Below are 18,806 nucleotides of genomic sequence, written 5' to 3' on the forward strand. Positions count from 1 at the left end.
CAAATACAACAAAAGGCACAACTATACCCTAGCCATGCCTTTTGCTTAAAAATCAAAATACTATAAAAAACAATTATAAATTACCTAATACTCGATTCAAATTAGCTCGATTAACCAAATACACTATTTTGGCCTCTATGACTTTACTATAGGCTTCTTGCCAAAGGGCATTAGCTTCTAAGACATCTTTACTTACAATCGTCCCTGCTTCAAATCGATCTTGCACAATTCGCCTGTTTTCGGCACTTTGATCTAAAGCTAATTCCGAAGATTGAACATCTTGTGAGGCTTGATTCACGATTATTTCAGCGTTTCTAATTTCAAGATCCAGGAGTTCTTTTGTTTGTTCTAGCTCTTCTTGAGCAGCTAAGGCTTTTAACCGTTGTTCTTTTGCCTTTGCTCCTCTTTTACCCCAGTCAAACAAGGGAATTTCTATACTTACAAGGCCCACATAAGAAGTCAAATTATCTTTGCCATTCGCAAAATTAATTCCTTCACCGAAACCCGATAGGCCAATCATACGAAGGCCAACCGTTGGATAGTAATCTGATTTCAACATTTTAGCTTGTATGTCCTCTAAATGAGTCACTTCCTCTAAAATCTGTACTTCTGGACGCTCCAAAATAGACGCTTCTCTTTGTTGGGATGAAATAACGCTCATGCCATCAAATCCTTGTAATTTTTGATTTACTTCTAGGGTTTGAGCTTCCTCCATTCCTATTAGCTGTTTTAAAGCCAGTACCGTCATAGCCTTCCCATCTTGCACTTTTTTTAATCCAAATCTCGCATGAGTCAATTCGACCTGTACTTTTAGTAAATCATTCTTATAGATTAACCCAACTTCATAACTATTTTTCACATCTTTCTCCAGAGCTTCTAACAAGAGGATGTATTCCTGTGCCAACTTTTCTTTTTCCTGTAATTTCACAACTTCATAATAGGTTTTTTCTGTTTCAAAAAGCACTTCTCTTTCTGTCATTGTAACGGTTTGTTGTGCAATATTTTGTTGAGATTGACTGGCTTTTACTCCATTTCTTATCTTGCCTCCTGCATACAAAGGGACACTTGCAGATACGCTTGCATTAACCATTTTTACAGGAATTAATCCCTTCATAGCACCTCCCAAAGGATCGCCTAAATAAGCTCCTGATAGGGAGGCATCGAACATCGGATATGCTCCTAATTTAGCAGCTTTTACCTCTTGATCTGAAGCTTCCAACTGTCGTTTTACTTTTGTTATTCTCTTATTATGATCTAGGGCTAACTGCTTACATGTTGCCAATTCAAGTACTATAGAATTTTGAGCAAAAGAAGTTAGGGTAAACAGAAAGCCCAGACCTAAGCTATATCTACTATTTATTTTCATACTTTTTCATTTTTAAAAATCAAATTCATTTCACGTTCCTATCGAGGTACATACTTCGTAAATCTGTAATACAATACCGGTACAACAAACAAAGTGAGTACCATAGATACAATTAATCCGAAAGCCAATACACTACCTAAAGGCGCCCACATGGGTGATTTACCAATAATCATGGGTAATACAGCTACAGCGGCAGCAGCTGAGGTTAAGAAGATAGGTCTCATTCTTCGCTTTGCAGCAGCTAAAGCAGCTCCACGACGACTGTATCCGTGATTGTGTACTAGTTCATCGGCATAATCCACGATAATAATCCCATTGCGCACCACAATGCCTATTAGACTAATAATCCCCATAAAAGCGGTCATACTCATGGGATTTCCAGTTACCCATAGACCGAAAAAGGCACCTAATAAACTCAAAGGAAAAGTGGCTAAAACAAATAGCGATTTACCAATTGTTTTAAATTCTAACATTAAGATTAAGAAAATCAAAACAAGACTCACGCCTAAAGCTTTCATCATGGCAGGGCCATTTTCTTGCGAGGTTTCCCTATCTCCACCATACTGAATTCTTATCCCCTTAGGTCGTTTGATTTGATCGATTTCTCCTTTGACCTCTGCCATAATAGAAGCAGCCTTCATCCCTTTTTGGGTTTCACTATTCACTTCTAAGGTACGCAGCCCATTGCGGTGTGTAATTACACCCGGTGTCCATTGTGGTTCTATTTGAGCTACTTCACTTAAAGGCACTGAACTACCAAAGATGGATGGCACATATATTTGCGCTATATCAGCTAAATCGCTTCTATTTTCTTGTACAAATCGCAACTGTACATCTACGGCTTTATCCCCTTCATAAAATCGGGTGATAGGCGCGCCTTTTGTACCGGTTCCCAATGTTTGTACCAGAGAAGAGTTTAGAACGCCATATCGCTCTGCTTTATCTTCTATAGGGGTAATGCCAATAGAAAACAGATCCTCTTGATAGCTGTTGCGCACCCAATTGGTTCCTTTATGGCGCTTCAATATTTGTTCGATCTGATCGGCCACTCGTTTTTGATCTTCAATGTCATCCCCAATTACCCGAATAGAAATAGGTGCTCCCTCTTGCAAACTCAATTGTCTCAAACGGACATAGCCTTGTTCCAAATACGTGTCAAATTGAGGCAAATAATCTTCTACCACTTGATTGGCCTCTTTTGCATCATGTGTAGTAATAAAAATTTGGGCGTAATTTTCTCGGGGTATTTCTGGAGAATAGGTCACATTAAATCGCGGTGAACTCATTCCTATAAAACTGGCTATTTCCACAACTCTTTTATCTTTTCTAAAGAGGGCTTCTACTTCTTTTGCTACGCGATCTGTTTCTTCTAAAGAGGTTCCTGTCGGCAACCACAACTCTACATTAAACTGCTTGGTCTCACTAAGGGGATAAAACTCCTGTTCTACTTGAGTAGCAATACCTAAAGCTAAGATAACCGAACCAATAGCAAGAATATAGGTATATTTAGGATACCTAAAAGCGAGGGCAATTCCCTTATTAAAATAATGTTGTAGGTAATCCAAAAGATTCCTCTTTTTCTTTTTATTCTTTTGTTCTTGAGCGGAATGTAATCCTTTCTTAATAAAGACATAACAAGTCAAAGGGGTAATAAAAAACGATACAAAAAGCGAGGAAATTAGCGCTAAGGCTATCGTCATAGGCAAAGCCATTAAAAAGTCTCTGGCTATTCCATCCATAAAAAACGGTATGGGAGCAAAAGCACAGATAATTGCTGTTGTAGCAGATAAAACAGGAAGGGTCAACTGTTGAGCGGATTGCCAAGCAGCTGTCCACGGTTTAATGCCTTCATCGAGCTTTTCTACATAATTATCTACTATAACAATGGCATTATCAATCACCATGCCCAGAACAATTACCAAGGCTGCCAACGATACTTGATGCAATTCAATGCCAAATAGATTCATCACACCAAACGTAATGATAAAAGAAATCGGGGCTGCAACAGAGGCTACAGCTGCTACTCGAAAGGGAAGTAATAAGACAACCACAAGTACACAAGCGCCAATGGCCATCACAAATTCCTTCATAAAATGAGATACACTCAAATCAACCGCATCCGGTTGGCTGACAATCGTATCTATTTTTACATCTTGAGGTAGTGTTTTACCTATTTCAGCTAACTTTTTTTGAATCAAATTTCCAAACTCTACGAGGTTATTTCCACTTTGCATTTCAATCGCCAACATCAAAACTTTATCCTCACCCATTCGAATAAAAGAGGTTTTATCTGTATAAGTTCGCTGTATTTTAGCAACCTCATTTAATCGGACAACCTCACCTGAAGGATTCGTATACACAATCAAGTTCTCTAGGTCTTGTTGATTTGTTAATTCACTATTTGCAAAAATAGGAATCGTAGTATTAGGCATATTAACTTCTCCAGAATACATCGTTAAGTTCTGAGCTTGGAGTACTGATACAATATGTGAGGATGTAATGCCATAATCAAGAAGCTTTTGGTTGTTAATTTCAACACTAATCTGGGCTTGTTGCAATCCTGAACGATTAATTTTTGCAACCGTTGGAATGGTTTTCAATTCATCCTCTACCTGATCCAAATAACCTTCTAATTCACTATAGTCTCTAGTTGGAGAGGATAACGATAAAATTAAAGCCGTTACATCACCAAAACTACTATTGACGATTGGGCCGATACTTCCTTTGGGTAAAGTTGGCATAACTTCCGTGTTCATTCCATGTTGTAGTGTTGCCCAAAAGCGCTTCCTATCTTTTACTTCTGTACGCAAACGCACCGTTATAAAAGTCTGGCCTGCTTTCGTTTCTGATGTGGTCTTCTTCTTGTCAATTTCCTCAAAAGTGAATAGGTATTTTTCAATTTTTTTGGTAATTTGTTGTTCCGTTTGATACACATCCGCTCCTGGATAAAAGGAAACAATCATAGCGATGGGCATCTCAATAGTAGGATTTTCAGCTCTAGGCATGGTCTTAACTGCATAAATTCCCAATCCTAAAAGTATAGTTGCAAATGCTAACGTCACTTGACGATATTTCATCGCAGCTTCTATTAAATTTATCTTTTTCTTTTTTGACATAATTATCTACTTTTATTGTGCTACTACAGCTCCTTCATATAACTTAGCACTAGAAGTAATCACAAGGCGATCGCCTACTTCTAAGCCACTTTCAATCACTAAATCGGTAGCCCCACGTACATTTGATACTTTTACTCTTTTCTTTACTACACCAGCGGAACTCCCATCGAGTACATACACATGGGTTACGCCATTCTCTCCTTTGTGGATCGCACTTGCAGGAATGATAATTTCCTCTCTTTGCTCTTCTTTTAACCATACATCACCTAGCATTCCCCCCAATATCTCGTGGTCAGTATTTTTGATGCGAGCTTTGACCCTATAAGCTCTGGTTATTGGGTCTGCTTGTGGATTGACTAAATCAATACTCCCTTGGTATTCTTTTTGTAAAGAAGAAATATAAAGACTAGCTAATTGGCCCTTTTTAAACTGATTAATTTCACTTTCTGGAACGTTTATATTAGCCAATACCTCATCTAAATTAGCCACGGTAAGTAAAGGCTGGCCTGGAGCAATGACCATCCCCTTTTCCAACGATTTCATTGTAATAACACCGTGAAAAGAAGCTTTCAAATGGGTATCTTGAAGTTGTTTCGCACTGATATTTTTACTTGCATTTGCCTGGGCTAATTTGGTTTTTATATCCAAATAATCTCTTTCTGGTAAGCTCCCCTTTTCATAAAGGGTATGCAATCGATGGTACAAATCCTCTACTTGTGCATAACTCGCAGCAGCAATCTGATATGCATTAGCAAATTCTTGATTATCTAGCTTTGCCAATTGCTGACCCGCTAGTACGTACTGCCCTTCTTTTACATAGACGCCTGTTACCCTACCAGGAACAGAAAATCCAATTGTGGCTATTTGTTGCGGCTCTAAAGTTGCAGCGTAGGATTTAGAATTGACAACCCTCACTTTTTGGATTACCTGACTTTTTACTTGAATGACAGATGAGGGTTCTCTAAAATTAGATTCTTTTTTTGCACAACTAACCAACGTTAGTAGTAAGGCAGATAAAACCGTGCCTCTTAATACATTCTTTTGCATAGTACTTGATTATTGATTCCTTAGCAAAGGTCATGGAAACATCAAGTCTATAGAAGGGGAAAAATGCTTGTAATTTGGTATAAATTTCTGTTTTAAATAAGATACAACAGAAATAACAGCTTTATATTGGTTGAATTATCCTTTTTTGAAGTTCATCTCTATATGCTTTTGGAGATAAACCCGTAGCATTTTTAAAATATTTACCAAACATAGATTGGTCATTAAAGTTTAGCTCACTTGAAACTTCATAAATGGGAACTGTTCGATCAGCTAATAAGAATTTAGCTTCGTGAATGACAAGATCTTCAATTAACTTTTTGGCAGAAGTACCATAGTATCCTTTTACTACTTCCGACAAATACTTAGGGGTAACAAAGAGTTGTTCACTGTAAAACGACAAGTCTCGGTTATCTTTAAAGTGTTTTTTAACGAGCATAAAGAAGTCAATAAACAACTTTTTCTTCACCGTGGGTTTCTCATCAATCAGCTGTGCATATCTAGAAACCATGCGAACCAATTCATAAAAGAATACTTTAAATAGCGCTTGTACACTCTCCGAACGATAGGCATAACTGCTATCGAGTTTTAAATAATTTTCCATCAATTGGATTACCTCTTTGATGCGGGCAAGTTCTTCTTCAGGCAAATTCTTTATAGGGTAAAACTTCCTCGCAAAATAATAGGTGATTAACGGAGTAAATTCATTGCTAAAATCTAAGGGAATAGGCATATTTGATGCAAAAGTTAGCATCGTTAGCTCAAAGTTTTTTGAATAGCGGGGATAAACTGCCAAAGGGATGAAAGAATTGACAATGAATACAGAATTTTCTTCAAAATCATGCGTTTCATCATCATACAGAATAGAAATCCTTCCTTTTTGCAAAATACACACTGAATAGGTATCCATACTCGAATCTAAATAATTCAAAATCTCATCGATGACATATGTATTATCTTGATTTGCTTGTAAAACACTAATTCCTAATTCTCTGAGGTGTGTATCCAACATAAAGGTAGACTTAATCAATCAAAAGTAAACACTTTAATTGAATATATAAATCTACCACTTGAATTATAGCGAAAATTACTAAGCGCACTTCCAAAAAGAGGAAATAGAAGTAGGACAAATCAAATTGGCCGTAAAAAAAATAGACTAATAGGGAAATTCTAAATTCTATCTTCTACATTTGTTACAACTGAAATACGCCCATGATGGATTCATTACCTACCTTTGAAACACACAACACGAAAAATTATACTTTACTTCAGTTAACTGCTGAAAACTACCAAGCTTTTTTAAAAGTAGCAAGTAATCAAGAGATAATGAACTTAATAGGGCTTTCGGAAGATCAAATGGCAAACGAAAGAAAAAAAGGAGAATTTGGCTTTCGAACACATAATAAATCCTATCTTGTCTTTCTCATTGTAGATCCAAAGACTGCGAAAACCATTGGATTTTGTGGTTTTCACGTCTGGTATCTAGAGCATAACAGAGCTGAAATAGGCTATGGACTATACTGTGACCAATACAAGGGTAAAGGGGTCATGTCTGAAGTTATTGCTAGCGTTATGGCGTATGGGTTTAATGAAATGGGACTCGAAAGAATAGAAGCTTTTATTGGTCCTGAAAATCAAGCTTCCTTAAACTTAGTGGAGAAATTTAATTTCCAACGAGAAGGACATTTGAGAAAACACTATTTTACAAATGATGAATTGGAAGATTCAGTCGTTTATTCCTTATTGAAAACGGAATATGCTGTTGCACCTTGATTGATGCAATAGCAAATCTATACATCTCATGTATATTAAAGTATATTGATCCTATGACTCATAAAACGGTATAAATACAACAAATTCCATGACACAAAGGGACATCCAATACGATGAAGGCATAGAAAACTTCAAGAAAACTATTCCTATTAAAAACCCGTACTATACCGTTTTAGTTTGTCTTAGCGGATCAGCGGCTATTAAAGTGGGGTTTCACCATTTTGAATTGCAAGCAGAAACCATCGCTATTATCCCGCCTAATACGTTATTTTCAACGGATCATTCTTCCATTGACTTAGCCGTAAAGCAAATTTACTTTCACAAAAACTTCCTTCAAAAACTGTTTTTTAAGGAAGAAATTATAGAGGAACTCTTGTTATTAAATAGCAACTATCCCCCTTTTTATGAGCTCTTCGGCCGCTTTCAATTCGTCGAAGATCGCTTTATCGCTATAGCCAGAGAGATTGAATCACAACAAGCCTATCACCTGGATGTCATTCGGCTCATTCTATTGGAAATCCTATACGAATACAATCGAGCCTGTGAATATTGCTTGTTGGGTTTTGAAAAAAATATGAACCGAAACTATCAAGTAACCTATGCATTTAAAAAATTGGTAGAAGAACATTTCGCTACGTGGAAATCCCTTGGTATTTATGCTTCTCATCTCAGTATATCAGCCAAACACCTAACAGAAGTAGTAAAAGAAGAAACGGGTTATACAGCGTTACAACTGATTCACGATCGCCTACTATTAGAGAGTCAGTACCTCTTAAAACACACACCACATTCTATTAAAGAATGTGCTGCTATATTGGGATTTGACTCTGCTTCTTATTTCTCTAGGTTCTTTAAAAGTCACCTCCACATGGCTCCACTTGATTTTCGAAAACGCCCTGAATAGGTAAACAAATAGGTTAATATAAACTAATAAATAAGAACATTGGTTTGCTTGCTATTCAAGCTGTATCCTTCCATTTCCTCTTCCTTTGCAAAGGCTAAACTTTGTTCTACGAATTGACAATTCAACGGTTTTATCTCAACCCTCCTCTTATTCATACGGCCTATACATCCGTAAAAAGTGAATTTTTTGCCGAAGATTCTCTATTGCTACACGTTGTGTTCTGATGGAACTTTGTCCTTTAATTTAAATTCACTCCTTATGGATACGAGTCACGCAACTTGGCAAGCTCTTTTTTCTAAACCCAATGCCTTAAAAGCCCTTGTATTAGCGCTAGGTGTTATGCTTCACGCCACCAATGTTTATTTAGCAACCACGATAATGCCTTCTATTGTCAAAGAAATCGGTGGCCTGGAATATTACGCTTGGAATACCACTCTATTCGTAGTGGCCTCTGTTATAGGTTCTGTTATTTCAACGCATCAAATGGCTTTATTTGGCCCTAGAAGAGCCTATCAAATTGGTATTGTGCTTTTTTCTTTGGGTACTTTATTATGCACGCTCGCACCAACGATGTACCTACTCCTACTCGGTCGATTTATTCAAGGGTATGGAGGTGGATTGCTCTTTGCCTTATCTTATGCGATGATTCGCCTCGTTTTTGCACCCAAATTATGGTCTAGAGCCATGGCTTTAATTTCGGGAATGTGGGGAATTGCTGCCTTTTCGGGTCCGTTTATCGGAGGTGTATTTGCCACCTATGGGCATTGGAGATGGTCTTTCGGTAGTTTACTCTTCTTCTGTCTTTTTATTTTTATTGTTGCCTCTGTGGTACTTCCAAAGCAAAAAAATAGCGCTGTCGCAATGCCAATCCCTTATTTAAAGTTAGTATTACTCAGCTTCGCAATATTTGCCGTATCTATTGGCAGTACACAAAAAGAAATAGTAGCCAATTTTATTGGACTTGCAATAGCCTTTTTCTTTTTGTTGTTGCTCGTTGCTTCAGAAAAAAACAGTTCAACTCGCTTGTTGCCAACGGGTGCGTATAAAATCTCCTCTACTCTGGGTTCTACTTATGCTATCATGGCTTTGCTTACCCTTGCAACATCCATTGAAATTTACGTTCCTTATTTTGCTCAAATGATACATAATTTCACTCCGCTAGAAGCTGGTTACCTCACCGTTTTAATCGCTATCGGTTGGACGCTATCCTCTTTGGTATTTTCAGGTTATAAAAGGGATGCTGTCTATAAAATCAGCACAATAGGCACCTGTCTAATGCTGTTTAGTTTAGTGGGATTGGGCTATATAAATCAGGTGACTTCCCTCTCTTCCCTCGTGCATTTGCTGTTAACTTGCCTTTTTCTTTTTGCGATTGGCGCTGGAATTGGAATGGGATGGCCCCATCTGCTAACCCAAGTATTCTCCCTCGCACCAAAAGGAGAGGAAGACTTAACGGCTTCTTCAGTAACTACCATACAACTAATAGCCACATCTTTTGGTGCCGCTTTAGCTGGTCTAGTTGCCAACTTAGGAGGTATTACAGACACAACAACCTTAGAAGGTGTTACCAATGCTTCTATTTACTTATATTCTTGTTTTGCACTAGCTCCTTTACTAGCCCTTTTTGTCCTAATCCGCATGCGATATAAAAAATAAAACCATTCGAAGAGAGGAAGGAAAAGCTAGTCTCTTACTTCCTCTCTTTTCATAGCCCTGCTTATTCAAAATTTATTTCTCTTTACCTTGTTCCAACGTGATAAAACAACCTAAAATCTATATATTTACTACTCTTTTTTCAAAACACAGGCTATACCTCAACAAAACACAGAATATGAATTAAATAGATCAACAACAACTTAGAACTTAGCGGTACGAGAAGAAGCATTCAAGCAAAGCAAGTTCAAGGAAGCGTATCCCTTGAAAGGGAAACCGTTCCTCAAAACCAAGTTAGATTCCATAATCAATCCATTTTTACATGCATACTTTTATTTCTTTATTCTGTCAAAAATACACGATTGAAGAATCAGCACTTGTGCTTTTGCTTTCAAAAATGACTCTTGTGACTTTTGAAAATCGACAACTTGTCTTGGATCAAACCTATTCTAAATCTAACTATTACATCATCACCAAAGGGATTTGGAGAGCTTATAAGTTGATAGAAGGCAATGAAATCACCCTTTGGTTTGAGCGATATGGCGATATCATGTACAGTGAAATTACTCCCAATTATAGTATTGAATCAATAGGAGAAAGTGAAGCATATTGTATCGATAAAAAGGAACTCGACGAACTTTGTTTAACGTCCCATGAAATCTCTAACTTAATTCGCCTTTTAATTGAACGATTCTATTTTGATATTACGCGTATCTCTGTTGATTTTTCTCATCAATTAGCCAAAGAACGTTATCTTTCCATGTTGGAAAAAGATCCAGAACTCTTTCAATTAGTTCCGCAAAAACACATTGCTTCTTTTTTGGGCTTAACCCCTCAATCTTTAAGTCGTCTTCGAAGAAAAATTAGCAAGAAATAACCGAAATTACCATTTGGTAACGTCTCTCCCTTGGGAAACGTTTATTCTTGCAAAAAAAATAAGCATGACTCAGGTCAATGAATTACAAGATTGGAAGAAGAAATTTACTTTAATTTGGATAGGACAAACCTTTTCTATCTTAACTAGTTACATCGCGCAATTTGCATTTGTGTTGTGGATTGGTTTAGAAACAGGATCTGCTAAAGTATTGGCTTACGCGACAATAGCAGGGCTATTACCTCAAATTTTATTGGGCCCTTTTGCGGGTGTATTGGTTGATCGTTGGAACAAAAAGCGAACCATGATTGCCTCAGATAGCTTTGTAGCACTCTGTTCTGCTGTTATTGCCTTACTTTTCTATTTGGATCTACTAGCCCTTTGGTCTATTTATTTGCTTTTAGCCTTGCGTTCTATTGGCGGAGCCTTTCATTCTCCGGCCATGAAATCAACCGTTCCTGCATTAGCTCCTAAAGATCAGCTGGTGCGCATCGCCGGGATAAATGAAGTGATTCAATCTGTCTCCTTAATTAGTGGACCTGCTTTAGGTGCTTTCTTGTTGCTAAATTACAACATGAGTATTATCATGCTATTAGATGTGGCAGGCGCTTCTATCGCTTGTACAACCCTTCTTTTTGTACATATTCCCAAAACAAAAAAGAACGGCGAAACAACGAAATCAATCTATAAGGATATGCTAGAAGGTGGGGCGATAATTTTAAAGAACAAACCGACGACTTGGTTGCTTTTGTCAGAAATTATTGCGCGTTTCTTTATCTTCCCCGTTATAGCAGTAACCCCCTTACTTACACTCAACTATTATAAGGGAACCGCATATATGGTAAGCTTGGTGGAGATTCTTTTTGGCATTGGATTATTACTCGGTGGTGGGCTACTCGTAGTTTTAAATCACCGATTTAGAAAAATATCACTCGCTTGTGTTGGGTATATTACACTTGGACTTGCCCTGCTTATTTGTGGTTTATTAGCCCCGCATTTATTTGCCTTATACGCGACATTAGCCTTGGTTCAAGGGATTGCTGTCCCTTTATACGAAGGTTCGATCACCGCGCTTATTCAAACGCAATTTGACACCCAATACCTCGGTCGAATATTTGGATTAATTGGAAGCATCTGCCAAATACCCGCTATTATTGGCTTGCTATTTACAGCAGAATTAGCCGATCAATTAGGGGTACAAAATGTATATGTCGTTGCTGGAATTGCCCTCTGCTGCTGTGCAATACTCGTATTGAGCATAAAACAGGTACGACAACTTGAAAAATAAAAGAGAAAAGCCCTTGCACAGTTTGCAAGGGCTTTTCTCTTTTATTTTTCCATGTAAAGCTCGTATCATACCGAAATACAAACCGCTACTCGATTTGAAAATCTTGTGCCACTTGAAGGATTAGATAGTATCGCAATACTAATTTAATTCGACCTTTAAAAAAATACAACATCACCTAGTTGTTCAAGCTATTTTTTCTCTTTTCTTTTCGTATAAGTCAAAACAATTATTCCTGTTTTAAACGTTTTTTGATCAACAAGCTCCCAAGCAGAAGGTAAACTTGTCTCAGGAAATAATCGAATTCCCTCTCCTAATAGTTTTGGTGTAATTGACACAATCATTTGATCTAATAAATCCTCATTTAAGACAGTATGCACGAGTTGACCTCCTCCTACTAACCAAATATCACTTCCACTAGCTTCTTCCTTTAGCTGCTTAATCGTCTCAATGCTATTATCTGTTAGAACTTTCGTTTTGGGACTTTCTATAGTCAACTGCGGATTTGAAGTAATCACATACGTTTCTTGATCCTCATACGGCCACGGAATACCAAATCCAAGGATCGCTTTATAGGTATTACTCCCCATCAAACAGGTATCAATAGTCGAAATAAAATCTTGATAACCATAATCGCCTACTGTCTCATCGTGAAAGTCATCTAAAAAAGAAACACTCCCATCTGGTGTAGCAATATAGCCATCCAAGCTCATCGCAATATATAGTATAACTTGTCTCATTATTATGTATTATTATTTAGTATTTTGCAGTGTAGGCTTCCAATCATAAGGACACAAATCCTTAAGTGTTAAAACGGTATGAGAATAACCCATCACTTGTGTATTGTAATTAGCTGGTGTCCGCAGGGTGAGCAATTCTCTGCAACGGCAGCAGGTTCGGCACAGAATTCCATGGAACAGGCAGTACCTAAACTAACACCGAACTAAACATTCCCTTTAGCTGTTCAAAGAGCAGCTGCTACAGAGCCAAAGGTTATAAAACGATTGAGTTCAATTTCCTTTGCATAAGCACTTGCTCTTTCTTTTAATTCTTCAAACGCTATCCTATTTTTTAATTTTAGCAGGATACAAAATCCTCAACGGTAAAAATAAACAGATTTTTATAGGGAGATGAACTATTTACAAAAGAATTTATTTTTTTTAATTACAAGCGGGACAGATTAAAGGCAAACCCTCACAAAGCACCGCTTCTTCTTTTCCTTTATCTCCCATTTCTTCTTTTCCTTTATTTTAGCTAAATTTACATGAAGAAAGGGGGATTCCTATTTCTTTCTTAACTTGTAAAGAGGCACAATTCGGTTAAATAAAAATAAAATGAAGATTTTAGTCATTGAAGATGAAAAAGAACTGCAGGCTATCATGAAAGAGTCGCTAGAAAAAGAGCGCTATATCGTAGAAGTTGCAGCAAACTTTAAAAAGGGCCTTGAAAAGCTAATCGGTTATGACTATGATTGTATCTTATTGGATATCATGCTACCCGATGGTAATGGCATTGATTTATTGCGAGAAATTAAACAGATTGGCAAGGAAGACTCTGTTATTATTATTTCAGCCAAAGATTCTATTGACGATAAAGTATTGGGATTAGAACTTGGCGCGGATGATTATTTGACCAAGCCCTTTCATTTATCTGAGCTTTTAGCTAGAATAAAATCTGTACTCAGACGAAAAAATCAGCATGGTTTTCAGAGTATTAAATGGAATAATGTGGAGATATTTATAGATGAACGTACAGTAATCGTTGATGGAACGCCTCTAGCATTGAATAACAAAGAATTTGAACTACTTTATTATTTTGTTGTTAATGCCAATCGCTTAGTGACCAAATCGTCCCTAGTAGAACAAATTTGGGGAGACAATATGGATGAAGCAGATAGTTATGACTTCGTTTATTCTCAAGTAAAAAACCTGCGAAAAAAATTAAAAACACACCAGGCCGAGGTCAATATACAATCCGTTTACGGCATGGGATACAAACTTGTACAAGAATAAGATGAGACTTCACAATTATATGTTGGGCTATCTGTCCGTGGGAATTATTGTGGTTCTAACCGCATGGGTAGGCCTTTTTTATGCCTTTATTACTGAAGAAGTTTATGATAATATTGACGATGGTTTAAAAAACAGTAAAACAGAAATTGTAAAAAAAGCCTATACGAATCCCAAGGTGGAGAGTTTCTTATCTTTTGGAACAAGTGGTTTTCGCATTACGCCATTAGAACCTGGAGACTATTCCAAGAAAAATGTATTTACAACCAAAATGATTTACATGGATGTAGATGATAATGATGAACCGGTTCGAATGCTTACAACAACCTTTGTAGATCAAGATGGAGCAAACTATTTACTGGAAATACGCACCTCTACAATTGAAGCCGATGACCTACTTGGGGATTTTGGTCTCGCTGTTTTCATTTTGTATCTCGCTCTCCTTTTGAGCATATACTTAATTAATCACATCATCTTGCGCCGTGCGGTTTGGAATCCTTTCTACCGTTTATTAAACAATTTAAAGACCTATACATTAGGTCGAGATATAGTAACTCCTGATACCCAAACCCCCATTAAAGAATTTACAGATCTTCAGACTGAAATAAACAAAATGATTGGCCGTATTGAAGATATGGTTGAACAGCAAAAAACGTTCGTATCTAATGCTGCACATGAGTCTCAAACTCCTTTGGCTATTATCAATAATAAACTAGAATTATTAGTAGAAGCGGAAGAATTAAATGAAAATCAGATCAATCAAATTCAATCCATACACCACAGTTTGACGCGATTGATCAAGTTAAATAAATCACTTTTAATGTTGGCAAAAATTGAAAATAAACAATTTAGTCAATACCAAGAGGTCAACTTAAATCAAATCACCAAAGATATAGTCGAAGATTTTGAGGATTTATTTGCCTTTAAAAAACTAGAAATTACCCTAATGGGTACCGATGATCCTTTTGTTGTGATGATGGATAAAGGTCTCGCAATCACACTGGTACAAAACTTATTAAAAAATGCACTTGTACACAATATTCCTCAGGGAAAAATTGTAATTGATTTACAAGCCAACTCTTTTTCTATTAGCAATACAAGTATTGTAAACGCTGCCCTGAACGAAAAAATGATTTACAATCGCTTTTTTAGAAGTACCACCAATGAGGAATCAACTGGACTCGGGTTGTCTCTCGTACATACCATTATTAAAGTTACGGATGCCCTATCTATTCGATATGAATTCAATGGCTTACACTGTTTCACTGTATACCGTAAACTATAAACCGTCCACCGTAAACCAAAAAAACACCCGCTAGGAAGGTAATCTTCCTAGCGGGTGTTTAAAATAACATTACATAAAATTGATAACAAATAGTTAAAAATAAACTTATTTTGCATACTGTTTTTCTCCATTGATGTATAGAACTACCTCTTTAGCATCAAACTTATAAATATCGTTCTCATAACTATCTACTGCTTTTTTATCCAATATAATAGAAGTAACCTCCTCTTGAGGTAAGAACACTTCTACCTTGGATTGATCCTTATTAAACACCACAAATGCACTAATTATAGCCTCACCTTCAGTGTTAATCGGATCTAATCTTAGTCCTTCTTCAAATACCCTCAAACAAGTTTGTCTTAACTCACTCCATGTTTCACCTGTTGCACTTATACAACCGTGATCATCTTTTTCCCCTCCTATAGCTTTGGTCTGTTCCTTTTGGTTCTGCTGTTCCTCAATACTTCCATCAGTTGTTTTAGTCTTATTACAAGCCACACAAATAAACGAAAGCAAGGTTAAAAACATTATTTTTTTCATCTTCTTTTTATTTTTTTTACTCTTCTGCTATTCCTCTATAAATATCAAAAACAAGAACTACAAATCCTCTTCTTTTTTATACTATAGACCTCTTTTTTAATACATTACAAGATACAACAAATAATTAACTTAGCTGCTATCTAATGAATAACCTTAATAAATAATTAGCATTGCTTTGTAGGTGATGAATGATGCCCCTTCACCTTCACACTTCCTTCACCTTTCACCCTTCATCAAATTCCCAATTCTTTCCAGATTCTCCTTTTACATTTGTACTATATAAACAAGTAAACATTAAAGCTATGAGAAAATTTAGAGCCCTATTAGTAGGAATTTTTAGTGTATTCGCTTTATTAACAAGTGGATCTGTGAATGCAAAAGATGTGCTAATTACCAAAAGTGAATTACCACAAAAAGCGATTGTCTTTTTAGATAATCATTTTAAAAACAAACAAATACTAACCGTTGAAAAAGACAGTGATTTCTTATCTTTATCTTATAAAGTAACGTTTACAGATAACATAGAAGTTGAATTTGACAAATCTGGAGATTGGGATGAAATAGATGGCAATAGAAATGCACTACCGACAACGTTTATTTTAGAGCCTATTGTAAGCTATATATCAACCAATTACAAAGGAGCAACAATTACAAAAATTGATAAGGAAAGTAGAATTTATGAAGTTAAATTAAATAATGGATTAGAACTTGAATTTTCTACTTCAGGTGTATTTAAAAGAATTGACAACTAAAAAAAACAATCCCTATGAAAAAGAAAATAATGGCATTAGCCCTATGCCTCAGTATAACGTTAGGTATAACTGCATGTAGCAATGATGATGATTCTAAGTCAACTGGATTAGAGCAAGTATCCCTAAATCAATTACCTAAAAATACACAACAATTTATACAGGGTACTTTTCCAAATACAACGTTGTTACAAGCCAATAAACTAACAAAATCTAATTATTACGGTTCCATTTATAAAATTAAATTAAACAATAACGTAGCAATTGATTTTGACCAGGAGGGAAACTGGACCGAAATTGAAACTAGTGATTATACTGAATTACCAGCCAATTTCTTAGCTCAAGAGGTCCCAGTAATACAAGCATATGTATTAGAAAACTTTAAAGGAAAATATATCATAGAAATAGACAAGAATCGCAAAGGATATGAAGTCAAATTAAATAACCAGCAAGAGTTAATTTTCAATGCCCGTCAAGAGTTTGTAGGTATTGATATTGATGTAGATCAAGAAGAGCAGTTAATTGGGTATGATCAATTACCTACAGCAGTTCAATCCTTCTTAACGTCTTATTTTGCCACTTCTGAAATAGTATTCATTAAACAAGAAGTAGATAAAGGAGGGACAACGTATAAAATATACTTAGCTGATGGATTTAAAATTGAATTCAATCATTTAGGCGAGTGGGAAGAAATCGAAACCAAACAAAACCAAATTATTCCTTCTGTACTCTTACCCACACCGTTAATCGCTTATATAGAAACCAACTACAAAGGCTATCAATTGGTTAGTATAGAGAAAAAAAGTAGCGTGTTTGAAGTGGAATTAAAAAGAGGTCAACAAGAAGTAGCGCTCATTTTTGATCGAGAAGGGAATTTCTTACAACTTGATAATTAACCTATTCGCATCAAAAACAAGTTTTTCAAGTTTAGGAGCTATCTGCTAGCAGGTGGCTCCTATTTTTATTTTTGCACAACCTGCTACCTGTATTCCGGCAAAATCTCCAGCACTATTCTTGCTAGCTTTGGGAACTTCGTTAAAGGTTAACTCAAAATTTCGGAGGGAGCAAAACCAAAAACATTAACAAAAGCTCTGTAAAAGGACAAACGCGTATTAAATCCACAAAGTAAACTTAGTTCTTCAACCGTATAATTCTCTTCCCTTTCTCTTATCAACAAGACCGCATATTCGACCTTCAATCGATTGATATATTGTTTATAGGTTGCAGCATGTGATGCTTTAAAAAAAGCAATCAGATCCGTCTTCGAAAATTGCAAGATTTCTCCTAATTGCTCTAAATTTAAAGTAGGATTTAAAAACAAGCGCGTTTCAATCAATTGCTCTGTAATACTCTGGCTTATTTCAGTTATCTTCTTCTTCATATCAATCTCAAAAACGGTGAACGCATCGGAGGGATTCGCAGGAAAAGGTATAGTTTTAAATTCACGACTCAATCTTCTAACTCTCTCACTTTGTGGCAAAGAAATATCAAGTAAAATCTCCTGAAACAATCGATTCGCATTTTGTTCTAGGTTAGCAGCAATCATCTTTGTTGGAGCCCGATATCTAAAATAGATCAACAGGCTCATTTCATAGAAAAATGCACCAATTAACAAACCAAAGCTAAGTAATAAAAACATGAAATTTAAATGTTCTATAAGAGATACACTAGAAAATCGCACAATTAAAAAAGAGATTGAAATACAATAAAGTACAACAATATAAAAAGAAACAAATGGTCTTAAGGTTTTATGCATAGCGTTTTTTATCAAACACCAATAGCCATAGGTAGCATACAAAAAAGACAGTATACTTACACTAAGGAACAATATATTATTTAAGATAATTACACTTACTGCATCCTTGTTAATTACAATAAAATTTAAATAAAACAAGGTAAAAATAGCGATTGGATAAGAATGAAAGTTTTGATTTTTACCTTTTACTTGTATTAAGTGAGTTAGGCCAAGTCCACCAAACAAAAACAATAAAGCGCCCAAGCTAAAACAAATTGTCTTGTCATATAACCATTCAAACAAATAAAGGATACTCGTTAGAAAAACAAGGAAACTACTCAAATAAAGCACTTTTTTTTGCCCCGAAGACTTCTTTCTAGTTATTCTATATACTACACCATAACCTACAAAAACAAGCAATATCCAATACATAATTAAAGCCTTTTTCTATCAATAAACATACGATACTCAAC

The 18,806-nt window shown here is 36.1% G+C and carries 17 protein-coding genes; 10 read left to right on the forward strand and 7 right to left on the reverse strand.

Going from position 1 to position 18,806, the window contains the following annotated elements; all coding sequences use genetic code 11:
• Positions 1-73: 73 nt before the first annotated feature.
• From ACMHJ2_RS04530 to ACMHJ2_RS04545, 4 genes are all read right to left on the reverse strand, one after another.
• Complete coding sequence (locus ACMHJ2_RS04530; protein WP_413511772.1) at positions 74-1,366, reverse strand: TolC family protein; 1,293 nt, start codon at positions 1,364-1,366, stop codon at positions 74-76.
• 38 nt (positions 1,367-1,404) lie between these two features.
• Complete coding sequence (locus ACMHJ2_RS04535; protein ID WP_413511773.1) at positions 1,405-4,482, reverse strand: efflux RND transporter permease subunit; 3,078 nt, start codon at positions 4,480-4,482, stop codon at positions 1,405-1,407.
• A gap of 12 nt (positions 4,483-4,494) precedes the next feature.
• A complete protein-coding gene (locus tag ACMHJ2_RS04540; RefSeq protein WP_413511774.1) occupies positions 4,495-5,529 on the reverse strand; it encodes an efflux RND transporter periplasmic adaptor subunit in 1,035 nt (344 codons plus the stop codon).
• Between the two features lie 121 nt (positions 5,530-5,650).
• Positions 5,651-6,538 (reverse strand): helix-turn-helix domain-containing protein, encoded by an 888-nt coding sequence (locus tag ACMHJ2_RS04545; protein ID WP_413511775.1) that lies wholly within the window; start codon positions 6,536-6,538, stop codon positions 5,651-5,653.
• Between the two features lie 200 nt (positions 6,539-6,738).
• Between ACMHJ2_RS04545 and ACMHJ2_RS04550 the strand changes: the two genes are divergently transcribed.
• The 5 genes from ACMHJ2_RS04550 (at position 6,739) to ACMHJ2_RS04570 (ending at position 12,018) form a co-directional block, all read left to right on the forward strand.
• Positions 6,739-7,299, forward strand: a complete 561-nt coding sequence (locus ACMHJ2_RS04550; RefSeq protein ID WP_413511776.1) for a GNAT family N-acetyltransferase — start codon at positions 6,739-6,741, stop codon at positions 7,297-7,299.
• Positions 7,300-7,387: 88 nt separating this feature from the next.
• Positions 7,388-8,203 (forward strand): helix-turn-helix domain-containing protein, encoded by an 816-nt coding sequence (locus tag ACMHJ2_RS04555; protein WP_413511777.1) that lies wholly within the window; start codon positions 7,388-7,390, stop codon positions 8,201-8,203.
• A gap of 258 nt (positions 8,204-8,461) precedes the next feature.
• On the forward strand, positions 8,462-9,859 hold the full coding sequence (locus ACMHJ2_RS04560; RefSeq protein WP_413511778.1) for an MFS transporter: 1,398 nt from the start codon (positions 8,462-8,464) through the stop codon (positions 9,857-9,859).
• A 319-nt stretch (positions 9,860-10,178) separates the two neighbouring features.
• Positions 10,179-10,733 carry a Crp/Fnr family transcriptional regulator gene (locus tag ACMHJ2_RS04565; RefSeq protein ID WP_413511779.1) on the forward strand — a complete coding sequence of 185 codons (555 nt, stop codon included), beginning with the start codon at positions 10,179-10,181 and terminating at the stop codon, positions 10,731-10,733.
• 64 nt (positions 10,734-10,797) lie between these two features.
• Positions 10,798-12,018, forward strand: coding sequence for an MFS transporter (locus ACMHJ2_RS04570; protein ID WP_413511780.1), 1,221 nt, complete (start codon positions 10,798-10,800; stop codon positions 12,016-12,018).
• A 188-nt stretch (positions 12,019-12,206) separates the two neighbouring features.
• Here ACMHJ2_RS04570 and ACMHJ2_RS04575 read toward each other — a convergent pair whose 3' ends face one another.
• The gene (locus tag ACMHJ2_RS04575) at positions 12,207-12,755 is read right to left on the reverse strand and encodes a dihydrofolate reductase family protein (RefSeq protein WP_413511781.1); all 549 of its coding nucleotides are present in this window, start codon (positions 12,753-12,755) and stop codon (positions 12,207-12,209) included.
• Positions 12,756-12,833: 78 nt separating this feature from the next.
• Between ACMHJ2_RS04575 and ACMHJ2_RS04580 the strand changes: the two genes are divergently transcribed.
• The 3 genes from ACMHJ2_RS04580 to ACMHJ2_RS04590 all read left to right on the forward strand — a co-directional run bounded on the left by ACMHJ2_RS04580 (position 12,834) and on the right by ACMHJ2_RS04590 (position 15,309).
• Complete coding sequence (locus tag ACMHJ2_RS04580) at positions 12,834-12,962, forward strand: hypothetical protein (RefSeq protein ID WP_413511782.1); 129 nt, start codon at positions 12,834-12,836, stop codon at positions 12,960-12,962.
• Between the two features lie 387 nt (positions 12,963-13,349).
• Complete coding sequence (locus tag ACMHJ2_RS04585) at positions 13,350-14,027, forward strand: response regulator transcription factor (RefSeq protein ID WP_413511783.1); 678 nt, start codon at positions 13,350-13,352, stop codon at positions 14,025-14,027.
• A 1-nt stretch (position 14,028) separates the two neighbouring features.
• The gene (locus tag ACMHJ2_RS04590) at positions 14,029-15,309 is read left to right on the forward strand and encodes a sensor histidine kinase (protein ID WP_413511784.1); all 1,281 of its coding nucleotides are present in this window, start codon (positions 14,029-14,031) and stop codon (positions 15,307-15,309) included.
• Positions 15,310-15,414: 105 nt separating this feature from the next.
• Here the strand turns inward: ACMHJ2_RS04590 and ACMHJ2_RS04595 are convergent, their stop codons facing one another.
• Positions 15,415-15,849, reverse strand: coding sequence for a hypothetical protein (locus ACMHJ2_RS04595; protein WP_413511785.1), 435 nt, complete (start codon positions 15,847-15,849; stop codon positions 15,415-15,417).
• A 302-nt stretch (positions 15,850-16,151) separates the two neighbouring features.
• Between ACMHJ2_RS04595 and ACMHJ2_RS04600 the strand changes: the two genes are divergently transcribed.
• Together ACMHJ2_RS04600 and ACMHJ2_RS04605 are read left to right on the forward strand one after the other, a co-directional pair.
• Positions 16,152-16,601 (forward strand): PepSY-like domain-containing protein, encoded by a 450-nt coding sequence (locus ACMHJ2_RS04600; RefSeq protein ID WP_413511786.1) that lies wholly within the window; start codon positions 16,152-16,154, stop codon positions 16,599-16,601.
• A 14-nt stretch (positions 16,602-16,615) separates the two neighbouring features.
• Positions 16,616-17,494 carry a PepSY-like domain-containing protein gene (locus ACMHJ2_RS04605; protein WP_413511787.1) on the forward strand — a complete coding sequence of 293 codons (879 nt, stop codon included), beginning with the start codon at positions 16,616-16,618 and terminating at the stop codon, positions 17,492-17,494.
• Positions 17,495-17,640: 146 nt separating this feature from the next.
• Here the strand turns inward: ACMHJ2_RS04605 and ACMHJ2_RS04610 are convergent, their stop codons facing one another.
• Positions 17,641-18,765 carry a helix-turn-helix domain-containing protein gene (locus tag ACMHJ2_RS04610; protein ID WP_413511788.1) on the reverse strand — a complete coding sequence of 375 codons (1,125 nt, stop codon included), beginning with the start codon at positions 18,763-18,765 and terminating at the stop codon, positions 17,641-17,643.
• Positions 18,766-18,806: the final 41 nt, after the last annotated feature.

Origin of the sequence: Myroides odoratus, assembly GCF_965118575.1 — a bacterium.
GTDB classification, from domain to species: Bacteria; Bacteroidota; Bacteroidia; order Flavobacteriales; family Flavobacteriaceae; genus Flavobacterium; species Flavobacterium odoratum_B.